The sequence below is a fragment of the Bradyrhizobium sp. SZCCHNR2028 genome, assembly GCF_032380995.1.
GTDB lineage: Bacteria > Pseudomonadota > Alphaproteobacteria > Rhizobiales > Xanthobacteraceae > Bradyrhizobium.
On sequence record NZ_JAUHJF010000014.1, the window covers coordinates 151828 to 170647 of the forward strand.

Here is an 18820-nt window from a genome sequence, read left to right on the forward strand (position 1 = left end):
TGATGATCAGCATACTGATCAATAAGGAACAGCGAGGGAGGGTGGTCACGTGCAGTTTCATCTCAACGGCTTCCAGCCGGGCGATCCCGAGATCTTCGACGCGGCCGAACGTGTGGCAAGCCAGGGTGCGCAAGGCGCGCTACCGGGCGAAACCGATGTCCTCATCGTCGGCTGCGGCCCGGCCGGGTTGAACCTCGCTGCCCAGCTTTCCGCTTTTCCGGACATCAGGACCTGCATCGTCGAGCAGAAGCCGGGCCGGCTGCTGCTCGGCCAGGCCGACGGCATCGCCTGCCGCACCATGGAGATGTTCCAGGCCTATGGTTTTGCCGAGAAAGTGCTGAGGGAAGCGTGCTGGATCAACGAGACCACGTTCTGGAAGCCGAGCGACCAAGACAGCAAGCATATCGCGCGCAGCGGTCGCGTGCAGGACGTCGAGGACGGCCTGTCGGAGATGCCGCATGTCGTGCTCAACCAGGCTCGGGTCCACGATTTCTTCCTGGACGTGATGCGCCGGTCGGCCGCGAAGCTCGAGCCGCATTACGCGCGGCGACTGCGTGATCTGCGGATCGATCCGGCCGCAGGCGTCGACGCACACGGCGTGACCGTCAGCTTCGATCGCATTGATCCGGAGCATGAAGGCCAGGTGGAGACGGTGCGCGCGCGCTACGTCGTCGGCTGTGATGGCGCGCGCAGCGTGGTGCGCAAGGCGATCGGCCGCGAGCTGCGCGGGGATTCCGCCAATCATGCCTGGGGCGTCATGGACGTGCTCGCCGTGACCGATTTTCCCGACATCCGCTTCAAGTCGCTGATCCAGTCCGCCAAGGACGGCAGCCTGCTGGTGATCCCGCGCGAGGGCGGCTATCTCGTTCGGCTCTATGTCGAGCTTGCCAAGCTCGAGGTCGGCGAGCGCGTGGCGGGGCGCAACATCACCGTCGACGAAGTGATCGCCAAGGCACGGCGCATTCTCGCGCCATATACGCTCGAAGTGAAGGAGGTCGCGTGGTGGTCGGTCTATGAGATCGGCCAGCGCATCACCGACAAGTTCGACGACGTGCCAGAGGCCGAGGTCGCAACGCGGCTGCCGCGCGTGTTCATCGCCGGCGACGCCTGCCACACCCACAGCCCGAAGGCGGGGCAGGGCATGAACGTGTCGATGCAGGACACGTTCAATCTCGGCTGGAAGCTCGCCGCCGTCCTGGGCAAGCGTTGCGCGCCGCAGCTCTTGCACAGCTATTCGGCGGAGCGGCGGGCCATCGCCCAGGAGCTGATCGATTTCGATCGCGAATGGGCAGGAATTCTTGCCTCCGCCGCCAAGCAGGGCGGCGCCGACGCGGCCAAGACCCAGGACTATTTCGTCCGTCACGGCCGCTACACGGCGGGCACCGCCACGCACTATCGACCCTCCGTTCTCACCGGCGACGACACCTTCCAGCCGCTCGCCACGGGCTTCGTCATCGGCAAGCGCTTTCACTCGGCGCCGGTCATCCGGCTCGGCGATGCCAAGCCGGTGCAGCTCGGCCATGTCGTCCAGGCCGAAGGCCGCTTCCGCATCTTTGCGTTCGCGGCGGCGGAGGATCCAGCCGCGCCGGAGTCCGCCATCCGCCGCCTGTGCAAATTCCTCAGCGAGGATTCGGCATCACCCGTGCGCCGCCACACCCAAGCGGGCGCCGACATCGATTCCGTGATCGATCTGCGCGCGGTGTTCCAGCAGGGGCATCGCGAGCTCGCGATCGAACACATGCCGGAGCTGCTGCTGCCGCGGAAGGGGCGTTACGGCCTCATCGACTACGAGAAGATGTTCTGTGCCGATCTGAAGAGCGGCCAGGACATCTTTGCGATGCGCGGCATCGATCGCGCGGCGGGCTGCATCGTGATCGTGCGGCCCGATCAGTATGTCGCCGACGTCCTGCCGCTCGACGGCGTCGGGAGACTGTCGGCGTATTTCGACGGCGTGCTGCTGCCGGTCCGCTGAGGCACGCCGATGGTAAACGAAACCCAAATCCGCCCCTCGGATTTCCAGGCTTTGCGCTAGTCAGATCCCAAGGTTTCCTTGCTACAAACGAGGTCTCCGGAATGGACGATTGAGTGGGTGAGACGTCGAAATGTTGATGTTGGCGAACCGTCGCAAGAGTGAACGTCGGCTGTGCAGGAGGATCGCGAAGATTCACTATGGCAACGGCAGCCTGCCGCGGGACTGCACGGTCACGGATATTTCCGACGGCGGCGTCAAGGTGATCGCCGAATTCGTCGAGATTCCCCCGCAGTTCACCATCGTCTTCGCGCCCGACCACCAGCGCAAGTGCCGGCTGGCCTGGCGCATCGGCTGCGAGTTCGGCGCCGAATTCATCGATTGAGGCGGGCCGGCCGCGCCCGCTTAACGGGACCTTAGGGTTAATCTGCCAGCGTGCAGATCATCTGGTCCCGAAGTAGTTCAGTTGCATGCGTACGCGGCCCCTTCGCTCTCTCCCTCTGCTCCGGCCGGCCGCGTTCGCGCTGTCGTTCACGGCCGTGCTGCTCGGTCTCGGCGCCTGCCAGACCACCGATCTCAGCGAGGTCACGGGGGCACTGGGTGGCAATCCCGAAAAGAGCCGCGCGGCCGCCGCCGACCCGCGCGCCGAGATCGATCAGCTCCGCGAGCGCTTCCGCGCCAATCCCAACGATCCCGAGGTGGCGCTGCGCTATGGCAGCGCCCTGCGCGGCACCGGCCAGCGCTCGCAGGCCGTCGCCGTGCTGGAGCAGGCGAGCATCGCCAGCCCCGGCAACAAGGCGCTGCTGGCGGCCTACGGCCGTGCGCTCGCCGACAACGGCAATTTCCAGCAGGCGTTCGACGTGCTCAGCCGCGCGCATTCGCCCGAGGATCCCGACTGGCGCATCCTGTCGGCGCAGGGCGCCACGCTCGACCAGATGGGGCGCAACGAGGAGGCCCGGCAATACTACATGACGGCGCTGAAGATCGCCCCTGACGATCCCTCGGTGCTGTCCAATCTCGGCCTGTCCTACGCGCTCTCCAACGAACTGCCCAAGGCCGAGGAGCAGTTGCGCAAGGCCAGCGCACACCCCGATGCCAGCCCGCGGGTCCGGACCAATCTCGCCGTCATCGTCGGCCTGCAGGGCCGGATGAGCGAGGCCGAGAGCATCGTGCGTTCAGGGCTGCCGCCGGAGCAGGCCAATGCCAGCGTCGCCTATGTGAAGCGCATCCTGGAGCGCCGCAAGATCGCGCAGCGCGAGCTGTCGCCGCGCCGCGACCGTCCGGTGGCCGGCGAGCCCGACAAGGCGCTGGCGCGGGCGCTCAGCCGCTCCGACGACTAGAGCATGATCCGGAAAAGTGGAAACCGGTTTTCCCTCGCGACAAACGCCAAAGGCGTTTGCGCGGAGATCATGATCTAAGGCGCTATTTCGCGCCGAGCAGTTTCGCGATTGGCGCCAGCAGCGATCCGCGCTGCGGCTTGTGGTCGATCCGTCCCGTGAGCCGGTTCGCGATGTCCTGGAACAGTTTTGGCGTGCGGCTCAGCCCCGATATCTCCGCGATCATCTGGCCGTTGTTGGCGGCGGTGCCGAACAGCTTGCAGTCGAACGGGATGATCGCGACCGGCTCGGCCTCGACGGTCTTGGCGAAGCGCTTCAGGTCGATCTCCGGCCGCTTGGGCATGCCGACCTGGTTCAGGCAATACAGCGGCGGCCGGTCGTTCGGGCGCGAGGCCTTGAGCACGCTCAGGAGATTCTTGGCGTTGCGCAGATTCGCCAGATCGGGCTCGGCGACCACCAGGATGTCGTCGGCATTGATCAGCGCATGCCGCGTCCAGGCCGACCATTGGTGCGGCACGTCGAGCACGATGCATTGCTGGGTCATGCGCAGGGTGTCGAAGATGGCGTCGAACGCGTCGGCGCCGAAATCATAGACGCGGTCGAGCGTCGCGGGTGCGGCGAGCAGGTTGAGATTTTCGGTGCATTTGGCGAGCAGGCGCTCCATCAGCGCCGTATCCGGCCGGTCCGGCTGGAACACGGCGTTGGCGATACCCTGCAGCGGATCCTGGTTGTAGTCCAGTCCCGCGGTGCCGAACGCCATGTCGAGATCGATGACGACGGAATCCAGCGTCAGGTCGCGCGCCATGCTCCAGGCGACGTTGTGGGCGACGGTGGAGGCGCCGACGCCGCCCTTGGCGCCGACCACGGCGATGATGCGGCCGGTGATGACGGCCTCCGAGGCCGAGAACAGGCTGCAGACCGACCGGATCACGTCGATGGTCTCGACCGGGCCGATCACATAGTCGTTGACGCCGCGCCGGACCAGCTCGCGATAGGCGACGCCGTCGGACGGGCTGCCGATCAGCACCACGCGGGTGCCGGGATCGCAGACGCTGGCGAGGTCGTCGAGGCCGCCGAGAATGTCGCCGCCGGGCCTGGTCTCGATCAAGATGACGTTCGGCGTCGGCTGCGAGTGATAGGTCTCGATGGCGCGCGGCATGCCGCCCGCCTTGATCGTGATGTGCGCCTTGCCGAGTCTTCGGTCCTGGCTCGCCGCGAGGATCGCGGCCGAGGTCTGGTCGGTTTCGCAGAATGCCTGCACCGAGACGCGCGGCACCGGCGCGATGTGATCGTCGAGGGCCGGGCCGGTGGGGCCGGGCTGCTCATCCTGGCTCTGACGGGACGCGTTGATCATTTGCCTGTATCGCTGAGCTTGGCCTTGTCTGACTCCGGATACGCCACCGCCGTCGACTCGCCCTTGCGGTACTTCTCGAACAGTGCGGAGCGGCGCGGCGTGTAGGCGGCCATCTCCGAGCGCGGCTGCTCGAGATCGGCCGGGTTGTCGATCATCGCAGCGAGATTGCGCTGCGTGGCGCAGCCGAAATTCTGATAGTGCTGGTTGCTGCTGTAGCCGGGATTGTTGATATTCGGCCCGAGATCGTCCGGCCACAGCCCGCAGGGACCGGCGACGGCGGCGATCTTCGGATAGCTCAGCCGGATGACGGCGAGCTGCCGCGGATCGTCGGGCATGGTGTTGCGCATCGAGATCGCGTGCGAGGGCACGCCGCCGGCAGTCAGCACGGCTCGGATCTCGCGATAGGCGTCGGCCGCGGCGCGCGCATTCGACGTGCCTGCCGGCACCTCCGCCATGATCCCGCCGGTGCCTTCGCGCAGCCATGAGCGCGCGAGCCCCGCGACGTCCACGCGCTGCTGGTAGGTCAGGCCGCCGCGTCCGCTGCCGATGAAGACGACGGTCGACTGCCGGCCTTCCTCGATCGCGATCGGATGGCGGATCTTGTAGTCGTCCGGGATCGTCGCGACGACCTCGCCGGTGGTGGTGTTGCAGGCGCCGAGCGTGAGCGCCAGCCCCGCGATGGCGCCGATCCGGCGCAGCGTGCGTCCGCCGCCTGGTGTGGATGTTGCCGACATGATCGTTCCCCCGTACCCCGTCGTCCCGCAATCTCAGTCGATGATGAAGCCGAAGCCGGCCGGCTGCCCCGTGGCCGCGTCGACCCTGGCCGCGATGCCGTACAGCCGGTTCATGCGGCCGAGCAGCGCCGACTCCGAGTCGGTGGCCGGCGCGAAGCCGTCGTCCGGACGCGACAGCTCCTTCTGCGCCACGGCGCGCACGACATAGGGCGTCACCAGCACCATCAGCTCGGTCTCGTTGTTGACGTAGTCCTGGCTGCGGAACAGCTGGCCGAGCACCGGCAGCTGATTGAGCCCGGGCAGGCCGTTGATCGCCTGCTTGGTCTGGTTCTGGATCAGGCCGGCCATCGCCATCGAGCCGCCGGAGGGGATCTCGACCGTGGTCTCGGCGCGGCGGGTGCGGATCGCGGGGATCGTCACCGACGACGTCGAGGCCGAGGTCAGCGCATACGACACCGTGATCGCATTGTCGTTCGACAGCTCCGACACCTCGGTCATCACCCGCAGGCTGATGCGTCCTTCGCTGAGCACGACGGGCGTGAAGTTGAGCGAGATGCCGAACTTCTTGTAGGTGATCGAGGTGCTGCAGACCCGCGTGGTCGGATCGCAGGAATAGCCGCCGGGAATCGGGAATTCGCCGCCCGCGATGAAGGTCGCGGATTCGCCGGAGATCGCGGTCAGATTGGGCTCGGCCAGCGTCTTGGTCACGCCCGCCGTCTCCATCGCGCGCATCGTCGCCGAGACCGACGACAAGCCGCCGCCGGTGGCGGAGAGGCCGTTGGTGCCGACCAGCGACCTGCCATAGGCGGTGAACGGGTTCGTGTTGTTGAAGTTCACGACCGCGGTGCCGTAGGTCATGCTGGCGCTGAGATCGATGCCGAGCTGCTTGACGATCTCGCGCCGGACCTCCGACACGTTGACCTTCAGCATCACCTGGTCGCGGCCGCGCACGACGATCGAGTTGACCACCTTGTCGGCACCGCCGACGAGGCGAGCGGCGATCTCGCTGGCCTGCTGCGCCTCGACCGGGCTCGACACCGAGCCGGTCAGGATCACGCCCTCGCCGACGCCGTCGATCTTGACGCCGGGAATGCTCTGGCTCAGCGCCTGGCGCACGCCGTTGAGATCGCGCTTGATCGCGATGTCATAGGCCGCGACCTGCTGTCCCTCGCCGTCGAAGAACACGACGTTGGTCTGGCCGACCGCCGCGCCGATGATGTAGGCGCGCCGGGCCGAACGGACGACGGCGTTGGCGACCTTGGGATCGGCGACCAGCACGTCCTTGACGTCCTGCGGGAAGTCGACGACCACGGACTTGCCGATGCCGAGCGAGAGGAAGCGAACCTTCGACGACCCGACCGACACCACAGGCGTCTCCAGCCTGTCGTCAGCCGCCTTCACCGGCGTCAGCGCCGGATTGAGCGCGAGGCCGATCACGGCCGATGTCGATAGCGCGCGGACGACCCACGTCCCGAATTTTGCGCGTTGATGCCCACCCATCATCTTCCTCGTCCTTTCGGTCACTTCTGCGCCGTGAGCGAGCTCGTGATCCCATAGCGAATGATCTCGATGGCGCTGCCCCGTCGCGCCATCTGCTGCTGTTGCTGCGTCTCGGTCTTGTTGCCGTCGGCGGCGTTCACGTCGGCGATGCTGCGCAGCGCCAGCGCCAGCGAGCCGGCCTGTCGCGCGCGTGCCAAAGTCTCAGCCTGCTCGGGCTTGAGCTCGAGCGTCACCGTCTTGCCGACGACGGTGTTCTGGCCTTCCTTCTCCTTCGGCGCCTGGTCGATCGCGAGCACGCGGACGTTGGAGAGAATGATCTCGGAGCTGACGAAGTCGGCGGCGCCGGGCTTGTCCGGGTTCTTGTCGCGTTTCGACAGGATGACGTCGACGCGGTCGTTCGGCAGGATGAAGCCGCCGGCGCCGGTCTCGGGCGAGATCTCGGTGGAGATCGCGCGCATGCCTGCAGGCAGGATCGCCGCCATGAAGCCGGAGCCGTCCGCCTTCACCAGCTTCTGCTCGCGGATCGGCTCGCCGATCACGAACGGCGAGCGGGCGATGGTGCCGACCAGCTGATTGGCCGCCTCGGGACGGTCGCCGCGCCGGATGAAGATGTTGCTCGCGGCCTCGGGCCAGGTCTGCCAGATCAGGTCGCCGGGCTTGATCGCCTGACCGAGCCCGATGTCGTTCTTGGCGACCAGCACCTCGACCGTCGGCAATTGCACGACCGGCGCCGCCGGCGTCTGCCGCTGGCCGTCGGAATTGCTGACCAGATAGGCCGCAACGCCGCCCGCGCCGAGAGCGATGGTTAACACCACGATGCGTGCGGTCATCATACGCGTGACTACTTTGCTTACTCATACGCCTGGGGCGACGCGCGAGCCGACTGACAGCCGTCCCCCTCACTTACGACTAAGCGGCAATAGTATATGCGAAATTGAACAGCATAGGCGGCAGCCGCTGCCGTGCGGACCGATTGCGCAAGTGGTGAACAGGTTGTTAGCGAGCAAATAGCGAAACGACGCGAACGTGTTAGCTGTTTGCTGGCAGCGCGGTTGCGCGCGCTGATAGTTGCTCACCCGATTGAATGAAATTGTGAGTTGCAGACGCGCCTCGGTGGTCGCGCGTTAGGATGAATCATTGACTAATCACGTTGAACGCGAACGCACGCTCATCGTGAGACGGTGTGCGTCGTGACGCGATCGCGCCGCGGCTGATGCGATCAGCCGTTCGTGCCTGGGACGAATACGGGCCGCGCCCCACCGTAATCTGACGGGCCGGCATTTTCAGAAAGCGGAAACGGGTTGGACATACGATTCCGTTGAGCGGGATTTCCGTTTCGGATTCAGATTTCCTCAAGAATTTGCGCGCACGGTCCGGGGCATGGCGGCTTTGCCCACTTCGAGTTAGTTCGACCGAAAATGCACGCAGAAATTGTAACAGGCAGATCGTGCCTCGGCGGGGGCCGGGCCATCGGGGACATCATGGGTTCGAGGGGAGACGTGCAATGTCGGTTGCTCGATTCCTGAAGCAGCGCGCGGTCAGGATTCAGACGGTCGGGTCCTACACGCTCTCGAACTGGTATTCCCCGGAAGGACGGCTGCGATCCTTCGCCTGCCGCACCACGCGGGTGTCGCCGTTTCGCGCGCTGCTCGAGGTGCCCGTGGTCGGCAAGGTCGGCGATCGTCTGACCTCGTATTTCCGCGACTTCGGCAAGTTCGAAGGCGAGATCAGCGACACCGTGCATGGCGGCTTTCTGCTCGAGCTGGAGATGACGCGCGCCGAGCGCGCCAAGCTCGCCGAGAAGCTGGTCTGGCTGGAGAAGAAGCAGAAGGATCCGTCGATCCGCGACTCCCGCCGCGATGCGCGCTTCGTGCCGAACTCGCCGCATTCGGCGCTGACGCTCGCCGACGGCCGTTGCATCCCGTGCTTCGTGATCGATGCCTCGATGTCGGGCGCGGCGGTGTCGGCGGAGATCCAGCCGGAGATCGGCACGCCGCTGGCGGTGGGCAGTTGCATCGGCCGCGTCATCAGGCATTTCCCCAGCGGCTTCGCCGTCCGCTTCGTCGACCAGTTGCCAGGCGCCAACGAGCTCGAACGGCGGGTGATCACGCCGCCGGCGCGCCCGATGCGGCGGAAGCTCGTGGCCCACGGCGATGACCGCCTGATCGGGGCGCCCGAGGACTTCTTCCTGGTGTGACGGCGGCGCTCCTGCGGCGTTCGACGGCGGCCGCTCCGGCCTGCGCGGTTTCGCGTATGGAGCGATGGCGGGAATCGCGGCATGGGAACTGGCGGCCGTCCGCACGGTTAACGCGATGTTAATCGGCATCGTGAAAGCTTGCGTTGCCGGGTGCATTGCCAGGAGGACCAGTCCCATGGAGGCCCAGAAGACCGCGGTGGATGCCATCGTCGTCCTCACCGGCTGCGACCGCGACGCGGTGGCCGTCTTCATCCGCCGCATGTATCTCGCCGGCGTCCGGGACCCCAAGCGGCTGACCTTCAAGGGCTTGCAGGAGCTGACGCGGGCTTAGCATGATTGCAGCCGGGGCCGGCGGCTGTTGCAGCCGGGTCACGCCGCAGAACTTTCAACCCCGATTCCCGTTCACAACCCATGTGCGAAGGGATGCGGCCGGCCGCGCTTGCGGCTAAATTGAGGCGCTTGGCCGGCATCAGAGCACCATCTGAATCCTCGCCCAGAAGGCGACACGGTTCTGCGCAACACGCTCTGAGCGGCCGGATCATGGGTACCGGACATGCTCAGACAGCTCTTCGCGCCACAGCTCATCGGCCTCTACATCCTGATCGGGGCCACCCTCTACGTCCACTTCCGCGGCAAGCAGCGGCTGCGCTTCGCCCGCCAGCTCGGCGACCACTCGACCTATCTCGCCCCCTACAACGTGCTGATGTATGCCGGCTCGGCCGTGCCCAACACGCCGGTGATCCCGGTCGAGCGGTTTCCCGAGCTGAAGACGCTCACCGACAATTGGCAGGAGATCCGCGAGGAGGCGGTGCGGCTGTTCGACGAGGGCTTCATCCGCGCCGCCGCCGCCAACAACGACTGGGGCTTCTACTCGTTCTTCAAGAGTGGCTGGAAGCGCTTCTATCTGAAATGGTACGACGACTTCCTGCCGTCGGCGCGCACGCTGTGCCCGAAGACGGTCGAGCTGCTGAACTCCATCCCGAACGTCCACGGCGCGATGTTCGCGATGCTGCCGCCCGGCGGCAAGCTCGGCGCCCACCGCGATCCCTTCGCCGGCTCGCTGCGCTATCACCTTGGCCTGGTGACGCCGAACTCCGACAAGTGCCGCATCGTTGTCGACGGCGTGCCCTGCGTCTGGCGCGACGGCGAGGCCTTCATGTTCGACGAGACCTTCATCCACAGCGCCGAGAACGCCACCGAAATCAACCGCATCATCCTGTTCTGCGACGTCGAGCGCCCGATGAAGCTCGGCGTCATCGCCGCCATCAACCGCTGGGTCAGCCACCACATCGTCAAGGCCTCCGCCACCCAGAACGTCGAGGGCGAGCACGTCGGCGTGCTCAACAAGGTGTTCGGCAAGCTGTATGAGTTTCACCTCGCCACGCGCAAGGTGAAGGCGTGGAACCGGACGGTGTACTACACGGCGAAGTACACGCTGACGGTGGCGATCGTCGGGGCGATCGTGGTGTCGGCGTTTCGGTGAGGAATAAAATAGGGCGGATTAGAGGGGCGTGATCGGCCGTCCCCCTTTTGCGGACCTTCAATCCTGATTGCTAATCTCTGGCCTTGCACCTAAGTCGTCTTAGCGGCCCAATATGAAACGTCCTTGCAAGCCGTGGGAAGCTAGTCTGTATCTACAAATCCAGTAGCTCCACGCACCGAAAATCCCACAGAGAAAGAGATACGAGAGTCGACGCTGATCGAATCAAAATCCAGGGATTTAGCGTGCCGCCGATGGAGAAAGACGTCCGCATATCCGCCGTCTGGTGCAATAAAACAATAGTCAGCCTCTTTGCGACGCACTCGACCCGTAAATATCGCGGGCCTTCCATCCAATTTTATAACCAGATTGGGCTCGAGTTTAAGTTGGCGAGGAGCTTCCATTTGCCGAAGATCCTTCTGCAAATGCCAGAATTTCTCGTTCTGGCATCTACTCCAATACTCGCGGAGTAGAAACAATCTAGGCAGGACCTGATGATCGTCAGGATCGAACGATCTCTCCAGCAGTCTTTCAATCTCCTCCGATCGGTTTCCGTCTGGAAGATCCGATAGCAGGCGCGCGAATTCAAATCGCAGCTCCTTGGAAGGGGCTCGAGCTAGTGTGTCAGTGAGTACGCTGATGGCTTCGCTCGCTTCTCCTCGATCATACAAGGCTCGCGCGAGGCGGAGAGCAATATGCGTCAGCGACCGATTCAGATTATAGGCACGCTTTAGAGCTGAAAACGCGCGCGCATCTTGTTTGATAAGCTCTCGGTACCGGGATTCTGCCTGAAGGACGTACGGATCAGCCTCGAATTTGGACTTTACGGTCGCAAACGACTTCTCTATGTGCTGAATATTCTCTGCTATTGCGCGTTGACTCAAGTCGCCACGCGACGGCGCTCTCAAAAGATCATTAAGTTCGTCAATGTGTATATTCAGTGCGAGAACAAAGTCGCGTTGCCCCTTATTGTCTATTAGATTTAGTACGCGTATGGCTTCAGACCTTAAATGAGTTTGTCTAATTTCATTGCTTGTCTCAAGAGCCTGCCGGCGCAGGATGTTTGCTTTTGTGTTCAGTCTAGCCTTGTCCGTTGGCGCTAGCGTGAGTGCCTTCTCAATCGCTTCTAGGGCGATTTTGAGATCGCCGTCGCTGTGCTGAACCTCGAATGCGGCGCGCTGATGCAAAATGAAGCCAATGTCGCCTCCTAGCGCCACTCCTTCATCAAAAAGCTCTCGTGCAAGGTCTGCATTGGAAAAAATGGCCTTTAGCGTGGACCCGTGCATGAGGGTCTCGAATGCGTCACTATCGGAGGCGTAATCACGATTCATACCCTTCATTAGTCTTAGAAGGGCATCGAACTTCTGCTTCTGTGTCCGAAGCACATTCTCGAAGACGATCTCAGCTATAAGTTGATGCCGAGCTCTGTACAGGTGATCCTTGCTGTATTGGTCCTTTGATACGAATACGACTTTTTCAAGCGGGTGGAGCAGCCTCTCTCTGAATTCCTCAAATGAAACTCCCCCGATTCGGGAAAGCAACCCTGCTCGCAGGTCGGCGCCCAGCCGTTGGATTGTGCATACGTCCAAATAGAGCAGCTGTGCTTCGATCGGAATTATCCTGTTATATTCATCGATCACAATCTCTTCGAAAGATTTACCTTTTGTCGCTTCATGAAGAGCTACCAGAATTTGACGATCCAGCTTCTGCTCAATGATTTCTTTGCATTCTGAATTGGTCTTGTCAGACAGTTGTCCGAGTGCGCCGGCCGTCCGAAGCTTCGATATTAGCTCTTCGACTTCGTTAGAGGAAAGTCGCGACAGCTCCTCTTCGTATTGCACGTGCCGGTCCAAGCGGTCGCACCTGGCGTTCCATTCGTTGTGGCGTTCCGCGACGATCAACGTAAGTGGGACCTTGCGACTTTTGGCGTTCAACAATAACGTTTCCAACTCGTCGACGTGATATGCGGCTCTATCTACAAAAAGGAAGATGCGATTTCCGGTTAGGCCGTATAGCTCATCGATCGGCGAGAAGCGTAGAGAGCCAGTTCGACGATGAAAGAGGCATAAGCAGTCAAACGTCGTTGTGGCTTCCCACGCTAATCGACGCAAAAAAACAGACTTTCCGGCGCCTGCCGCGCCTTTAACAACGCAAAGTTCAACGGAGTTACTCGCAGCCTCGGCGCCGTCTTTTAGGAATACGTCGGCGAGGATGGTATCGATCTTGGCGGATCGCCGGACGTCGAGATCTTTGGCTATCGCATAGAAACCTTGTGGTATCCCTTCATAGAAGTCTGCGTCGTTTCCGTCGGGGATGGGCATTGTGGAAAAGATATAGTCGACGTCATCGGTTAGAAACGATGCGAGGTCTCCAGAGGGCTTTGGATCCTTCACTCGAAGGTGTTTCCGCATCGGAGCGATGGTTCTATCTAGATCAATCTTAAGAGAGCGAAGCTTGGACGGGATGCGCTCCTCTAGCGCTTCCAAGAATGACTCAAACGTTGCGTCAACACACGTAGTACGTCGCGAATCTAGATAGCTGCGTTGGTACTGTCCGATGTTTGGACCGACGTAGAAGTATCGTGGCCGCCGCTGACCAAATTGGTCCAATTCAGAGAATATCTTTTTGATGTGGAGGTCGGAGGCGCGATATCCAACGAAAATGATGGGGAGTTGACTGCCAAGGGTTAAAAGACGATCGAACAGCATGTTGCGGTTCTTTGCAAACGACACGTATTGGTCGCTCGACAAGATTAATGGTATCTCGAAGTCCATATAGTGGTCGATCGAGCCATGCAATTTTGTGAACAGGATAGAGTCAGATTTCTTTCTTAGTTCGAGGTCGATTTTTTGTCCGTTCTTAATGTACGTTACTAAGCTGTGTGTTTGATTTTCATATGATCGCTCAGTTATGAGGTCGAAATTTGTAGTAAATATCGCTGCCCAGTTGAAGCTTGGCAAAAGCTTGTGAAATGGGGCTGGATGGTAATCTATAAAAGTATCTCGAATGAATTGTTGGAACGTTCCTAAGTCGTGGCTGTCGATGGCGAAATCGGAGCACTCCAGTAAAGACGCTGACTTCATTTCGTTGTTGAGAAATCGGTCGCAGATCATGTCTCTCAACTTGTTGCCATCAGGTACATCGAGTCCTCGCGCGTGTACGGCGCCACGTGATGCTCCCGCACCTAAGAAAAGAATGGCGCGTCCTTCGGCAACCGCGTCAACAAGAGGTTTCGGAAGTGCTTCGGCTAGCCTGTTTGTCACACGAGTCGCTCCGTTAATTCGTTCGATGGGTAGAGAATATGATCGCGATCAAACTAGCTCCTGGACGCAACAATGACGAGCATAAAGGACTTTATTCGCGTCTTGCAAATCAGGCGTTGTTTATCCACGAGCGTCTGGTTGTGCTGAGAAGCAAGCAAATGGGTTGACAATTTCGCCAAATCAGCATTATTGTCCGCCCCATCCCGGTGCACGGTAGGGGACGGTTCGCGGTCGTCACGGACGTTGGCAGCGGGGAGCGGTGGACGCGGGCGGGCGGCGTGTGATGAGCACGGACGAACGTTTGCCTCGCGGACGGTGAAGGCGTGTGGTTCTGACACTCCGAAGCTAGTGTCCAGCGTAATGCGCGTCAGCGCATTGCGCGACATGGTGGCCAGAAAGCCCGGTGCACCAGGAAGAGCGCGCTATAGCTTGTTAAAACCATCGCGCGGGGAAGGCCGGGTCTGTCCGGCTGTACCTGTGGTGACTGCCGCCTGCTTTTTTTTTTTCTGCAGGCGGGCCACGGGCCTCAGCCGAGGTCCGGCCTTCCTCGCGCCCTCCATTCGGTGAGGGCGGGACTTTCGGGCATAGCTCGGGCGCGGAATGCGTCGCGAGAGCGTGGATGCTCGTCTCAGCCTGAACGCTGTTTGAGATTGTGGATCAGATGATGTCGCAAAGCAGGTCTCACCCTCCCCTGAAGGGGGAGGGTCGCTCGCGCGCGAAGCGGGCGAGCGGGGTGGGGTGATCTCTCAGCGGGCGCCGGTGGTCGTGGAGAGATCACCCCACCCCGCCTCACGTGTCGCTTCGCTCCTCGTGAGGCGACCCTCCCCCTCCAGGGGAGGGTGACCCCGGGGCTTGGCTGCGATCGGGCGCGGTGATCAAGCGCGGGCGGAGCAGGGGGTGTGCGGGCCTTGTCCGTCGGGGACGCGACGTCTCGCCGCAGAAACGGTGAACTCCCCTCCCCCTTGCGGGGAGGGGTTGGGGGTGGGGGTCTCCGGGCGCTGAACGATATGAGGAGCGCGTCCGATCTTTCCTCTTGGACGGCGCTTCGGGGCGCGAGGAGGCAGATGGGCCGAGCTACGCGTTGGAGCGCCGATGTGAGAGTTGATGACGTTGCGCGAGTTTGTCTCGGTCGATCGAGAGAGCGGGATTCGTGGACCCCCACCCCCGACCCCTCCCCGCAAGGGGGAGGGGAGTGGACCGTCCGTGGCGCCGGCAGCGTGTCCGCCTTCGGGCAGGATGACCAATGAAAAAAGCCGCGCACGGCGCGGCCTTTTTGAAAGCGATGTCTGCAAGCAAGGGGCAGGCCGCTGCCTTCAGGCAGCCGCCGCTTACGCCGCCGCCGGCCCGATGCTCACCTTCAGCGTGCCGACGCCGTCGACGCCGCATTCGATCTTGTCGCCGGGGACGATCGCGGCGACGCCCGCGGGCGTGCCGGTCATGATGATGTCGCCGGCGCCGAGCTCGACCTGCTGGGAGAGCTTCCAGATGATCTCCGGCACGTTCCAGATCAGCTCGGAGAGGTCGCCCTTCTGGCGCTCGGTGCCGTTGACCGACAGCCAAATCTTGCCGGTCGACGGGTGGCCGATCTTGGCCGCGGGCACCACCGCCGAGCAGGGCGCGGAGTGGTCGAACGACTTGCCGACCTCCCAGGGGCGCTGCATCTTGCGGGAGGCGAGCTGCAGGTCGCGGCGGGTGAGGTCGATGCCGACGGCGTAGCCGTAGACGTGGTCGAGCGCCTTGTCGGTGGGGATGTTGAGGCCGCCGCTCTTCAGCGCGACCACCAGCTCGACCTCGTGATGCATGTCCTTGGTCAGCGGCGGGTAGGGGATCACGGCGCCGTCCGGCTCCAGCATGTCGGCATGCTTGGCGAAGAAGAACGGCGGATCGCGCTCGTCATTGCCCATCTCGCGGATGTGCTCGAGATAGTTGCGGCCGACGCACCAGATGCGGCGAACGGGAAAAACGCCGGCTTCGCCCACGACGGGAAGAGAGGGCTGCGGCAGGGCCGGAATGACGGTGGAGGCGCTCATGAAACGATCTCGGGTGCGGTGAAATGGGCGGGTCAGGAGGTGGCGGTCATGGGGATCACATTCGGCCCCATGTCGCGCTGTTGCAGGCGGAAGAACGAAGCATAGCGGCCGCCACGGCGCAACAGATCGTCATGCCGGCCGCGCTCGACGATCTCGCCGGCCTCGACCACCAGGATGGCGTCGGCGTTCATGATGGTGTGCAGGCGATGCGCGATGACGATGGTGGTGCGGTTCTGGCAGAGATGCTCGATGGCCTCCTGCACCTGCCGCTCCGACTCGGAGTCCAGTGCCGCGGTGGCCTCGTCGAGCAGGATGATCGGCGCGTTGCGGATCAGCGCACGCGCCACCGCGATGCGCTGGCGCTGGCCGCCGGAGAGCTGGGTGCCGTGCTCGCCGACCGGCGTGTCGTAGCCGAGCGGGAAGCTCATGATGAAGTCGTGGGCGCAGGCGGCCTTCGCCGCCTCGATGATCTCGGCCTCGGTCGCGCCCGGCTTGCCGAAGGCGATGTTGGCGCGGATCGAGTCGCGGAACAGGTAGACGTCCTGGCCGACATAGGCGGTCTGCTCGCGCAGGGAGCGGCGCGACACGTTCGAGATCGACTGACCGTCGATCAGGATGTCGCCTTCGGTCGCCTCGTAGAAGCGAAGGAGCAGCGCCAGCACCGTCGACTTGCCGCCGCCGGACGGGCCGACCAGCGCGGTGACCTTGCCGGGCTCGGCGACGAAACTCATGCGGTTGAGCACCGGCTCGTTGTCGCGATAGGCGAAGGAGACGTCGCGCAGCTCGATCCTGGCCTGCGTCAGCCTCAGCGCCGGCTTGTCGTCGTCAGGCTGCTCGCTGGCGGGGCTGTCGACCACTTCGAGCAGCATGCGCGCGCCGACGAGCTGGCTGTTGAGATCGATGTTGAGCCGCGCCAGCCGCTTGGCCGGCTCGGTCGCCATCAGGAAGGCGGTCATGAAGGAGAAGAACTGGCCGGGCGTGGCGTTGAGCGCGACCACGGCATAGCCGCCATACATCAAGCAGCCGGCGACCGCGAAGCCGCCGAGCATCTCCATCAGCGGGTTGGAACGGTTGGAGACGCGGGCCATCTTGTTGGCGTTGCGCTCGACCACCGCGATGTTCTCGTCGATGCGGGCGCGCATCGCGTCCTCGAGCGTGAACGCTTTCACGGTGCGGATGCCCTGCAGCGATTCCTGCATCGTCTCGAGGATGTCGGCATTGCCGGTGAACTGGCTGTGCGCGAGGCCCTTGATGCGCTTCACCAGCTTGCGCAACACCAGCATGGCCGGCGGCACGACGACCAGGCCGAGCAGCGACATCCAGGGATCCTGCGCGACCATCACGGCGATCATGCTGATGAGCAGCAGCAGGTCGCGGCCGATCGCGTTGATCAGCATGGTCAGGACGTCGGTGATCGACTTGGCACCGGCGGTGAGGCGGGCCAGGAACTCCGACGAATGGCGCTCGGAGAAGAAGCTGATGCTCTCGCTCATCAGCTTGGCGAACAGCTGGCGCTGGTTGTTGGCGAGGATCGCGTTCGAGATCTTCGACAGGATCACCGCGTAGCCGTAGGTCGAGACGCCCTTGACGAACAGCAGGAGCACGGTGACGCCGGAGAGCACCGCGATGCCGGGGATGCTCTTGTCGACATAGGCCTTGTTGATGACCTGGCCGAGGATGTAGGCGGCGCCGGCGCTGGCGCCGGCCGAGACGGCCATCAGCGCGAAAGCGGTGAGATAGCGACGCCAGTAGAGGATGCCCTGTTCCATCACGAGGCGGCGGATCAGGATCGCGGCGCCATAGGGATCGTCGGTGATCTTCTTCGGAAATTCGGCCATTCTGGTCCCTGGCCGCCGGGACAAATCGCCGGGCGGACAGCAGTGCTTGCCCGCTCGGGGCGGCTTTTTCAAGCCCCCCGGCGTCCGGCTAAGTCGTTGATTCTAGGCCGAGGCCCGCTGCAGCGTGCCGCTGTGGCGTTCCAGGAACAGTTTCTCCTCCCAGGTCAGGGCGTGGGCGGCGATTGTTTCCAGATCGTCATAGGTCGGGGTCCAGTCGAGCAGCGCCTTCAAACGGCTGGTGTCGGCGACCATGCTCATGATGTCGCCGGGGCGGCGCGGCGCGTATTGGACGGGAATGGCGCGACCGGAGACGCGCCGGACGGCCTCGATGGTCTCGAGCACGGAATAGCCGCGGCCGTACCCACAATTCAGCGTGACCGAGCCGCCGCCGGTGCGCAGATAGGCCAGCGCGGCGCGGTGCACCTGGACGAGATCGCAGACATGGATGAAATCGCGGATGCAGGTGCCGTCGGGGGTCGGATAGTCGGTGCCGAAGACGTCGATCTTGGCGCGCTGGCCGGTCGCGACCTCCATCGCGATCTTCATCAGATGCGTCGCGCCGACGGTGGCAAGCCCGCTGCGCCCGAACGGATCGGCGCCGGCGACGTTGAAGTAGCGCAGCACCACGTAGTTGAGGTCATGCGCCGAGGCGACGTCATGCAGGATGATCTCGGCCATCAGCTTCGAAGTGCCGTAGGGCGAGGTCGGACGGGTCGGCGCGCTCTCGGGCACCGGCACCTCGTCCGGATTGCCGTAGACGGCCGCGGTCGAGGAGAACACGAAGCGGCTGACGCCGCGCTTGACCGCCGCATTCAACAGGCTGCGCGTGGTCATCGTGTTGTTGCGGTAGTACAGCAGCGGATCGCGCACCGATTCCGGCACCACGACCGAGCCCGCCAAATGGATGATGCTGTCGACGCCGTGCTGGCTGATGACGCCATCCACGAGATTTTCATCGCCGGCATCGCCGATGAACAGCGGCACGCCGTCCGGGACGAATGCCGAAAAGCCGGTCGAGAGGTTGTCGATCACCACGACGCTTTCGCCGGCTTCCGCCAGCGCCAGCACCATGTGGCTGCCGATATAGCCGGCGCCGCCGGTCACGAGCACGGTCATTG

Annotated in this window: 14 protein-coding genes; 6 read left to right on the top strand and 8 right to left on the bottom strand. The window is 63.3% G+C overall.

What is annotated here, in order from left to right:
* Positions 1 to 49 precede the first annotated feature (49 nt).
* From QX121_RS21800 to QX121_RS21810, 3 genes are all read left to right on the top strand, one after another.
* On the top strand, positions 50 to 1972 hold the full coding sequence (locus QX121_RS21800; protein ID WP_315812991.1) for an FAD-binding monooxygenase: 1923 nt from the start codon (positions 50 to 52) through the stop codon (positions 1970 to 1972).
* Between the two features lie 136 nt (positions 1973 to 2108).
* Positions 2109 to 2354 (top strand): PilZ domain-containing protein, encoded by a 246-nt coding sequence (locus QX121_RS21805; RefSeq protein ID WP_315712872.1) that lies wholly within the window; start codon positions 2109 to 2111, stop codon positions 2352 to 2354.
* Between the two features lie 85 nt (positions 2355 to 2439).
* Positions 2440 to 3309 (top strand): tetratricopeptide repeat protein, encoded by an 870-nt coding sequence (locus tag QX121_RS21810; protein WP_315812992.1) that lies wholly within the window; start codon positions 2440 to 2442, stop codon positions 3307 to 3309.
* An 82-nt stretch (positions 3310 to 3391) separates the two neighbouring features.
* On the opposite strand, the gene QX121_RS21815 is transcribed toward QX121_RS21810, so the two are convergent.
* The 4 genes from QX121_RS21815 to cpaB are packed head-to-tail and all read right to left on the bottom strand — an operon-like array spanning position 3392 to position 7727.
* Entirely contained in the window at positions 3392 to 4660 is a 1269-nt protein-coding gene (locus QX121_RS21815; protein WP_315738961.1) for a CpaE family protein, read from the bottom strand.
* Positions 4657 to 5394, bottom strand: a complete 738-nt coding sequence (locus QX121_RS21820) for a CpaD family pilus assembly protein (RefSeq protein ID WP_315782768.1) — start codon at positions 5392 to 5394, stop codon at positions 4657 to 4659. The genes QX121_RS21815 and QX121_RS21820 overlap by 4 nt, the downstream gene beginning before the upstream one ends.
* A gap of 33 nt (positions 5395 to 5427) precedes the next feature.
* Positions 5428 to 6897 carry a type II and III secretion system protein family protein gene (locus tag QX121_RS21825; protein ID WP_315738957.1) on the bottom strand — a complete coding sequence of 490 codons (1470 nt, stop codon included), beginning with the start codon at positions 6895 to 6897 and terminating at the stop codon, positions 5428 to 5430.
* A 17-nt stretch (positions 6898 to 6914) separates the two neighbouring features.
* Positions 6915 to 7727 carry a Flp pilus assembly protein CpaB gene (gene cpaB / locus QX121_RS21830; RefSeq protein ID WP_315738955.1) on the bottom strand — a complete coding sequence of 271 codons (813 nt, stop codon included), beginning with the start codon at positions 7725 to 7727 and terminating at the stop codon, positions 6915 to 6917.
* Between the two features lie 671 nt (positions 7728 to 8398).
* Here cpaB and QX121_RS21835 point away from each other — a divergent pair.
* The 3 genes from QX121_RS21835 to QX121_RS21845 all read left to right on the top strand — a co-directional run bounded on the left by QX121_RS21835 (position 8399) and on the right by QX121_RS21845 (position 10574).
* Positions 8399 to 9091 (top strand): PilZ domain-containing protein, encoded by a 693-nt coding sequence (locus tag QX121_RS21835; protein WP_315812993.1) that lies wholly within the window; start codon positions 8399 to 8401, stop codon positions 9089 to 9091.
* A gap of 175 nt (positions 9092 to 9266) precedes the next feature.
* Positions 9267 to 9422 carry a hypothetical protein gene (locus QX121_RS21840; RefSeq protein WP_315738952.1) on the top strand — a complete coding sequence of 52 codons (156 nt, stop codon included), beginning with the start codon at positions 9267 to 9269 and terminating at the stop codon, positions 9420 to 9422.
* Between the two features lie 222 nt (positions 9423 to 9644).
* Complete coding sequence (locus tag QX121_RS21845; RefSeq protein ID WP_315812994.1) at positions 9645 to 10574, top strand: aspartyl/asparaginyl beta-hydroxylase domain-containing protein; 930 nt, start codon at positions 9645 to 9647, stop codon at positions 10572 to 10574.
* A 140-nt stretch (positions 10575 to 10714) separates the two neighbouring features.
* On the opposite strand, the gene QX121_RS21850 is transcribed toward QX121_RS21845, so the two are convergent.
* The 4 genes from QX121_RS21850 to galE form a co-directional block, all read right to left on the bottom strand.
* The gene (locus QX121_RS21850; RefSeq protein ID WP_315812995.1) at positions 10715 to 13834 is read right to left on the bottom strand and encodes an SIR2 family protein; all 3120 of its coding nucleotides are present in this window, start codon (positions 13832 to 13834) and stop codon (positions 10715 to 10717) included.
* 1328 nt (positions 13835 to 15162) lie between these two features.
* On the bottom strand, positions 15163 to 15864 hold the full coding sequence (locus QX121_RS21855) for a fumarylacetoacetate hydrolase family protein (protein ID WP_315812996.1): 702 nt from the start codon (positions 15862 to 15864) through the stop codon (positions 15163 to 15165).
* 32 nt (positions 15865 to 15896) lie between these two features.
* Complete coding sequence (locus QX121_RS21860) at positions 15897 to 17702, bottom strand: ABC transporter ATP-binding protein (RefSeq protein ID WP_315812997.1); 1806 nt, start codon at positions 17700 to 17702, stop codon at positions 15897 to 15899.
* A gap of 102 nt (positions 17703 to 17804) precedes the next feature.
* Complete coding sequence (galE, locus tag QX121_RS21865) at positions 17805 to 18818, bottom strand: UDP-glucose 4-epimerase GalE (protein ID WP_315812998.1); 1014 nt, start codon at positions 18816 to 18818, stop codon at positions 17805 to 17807.
* Positions 18819 to 18820 lie beyond the last annotated feature (2 nt).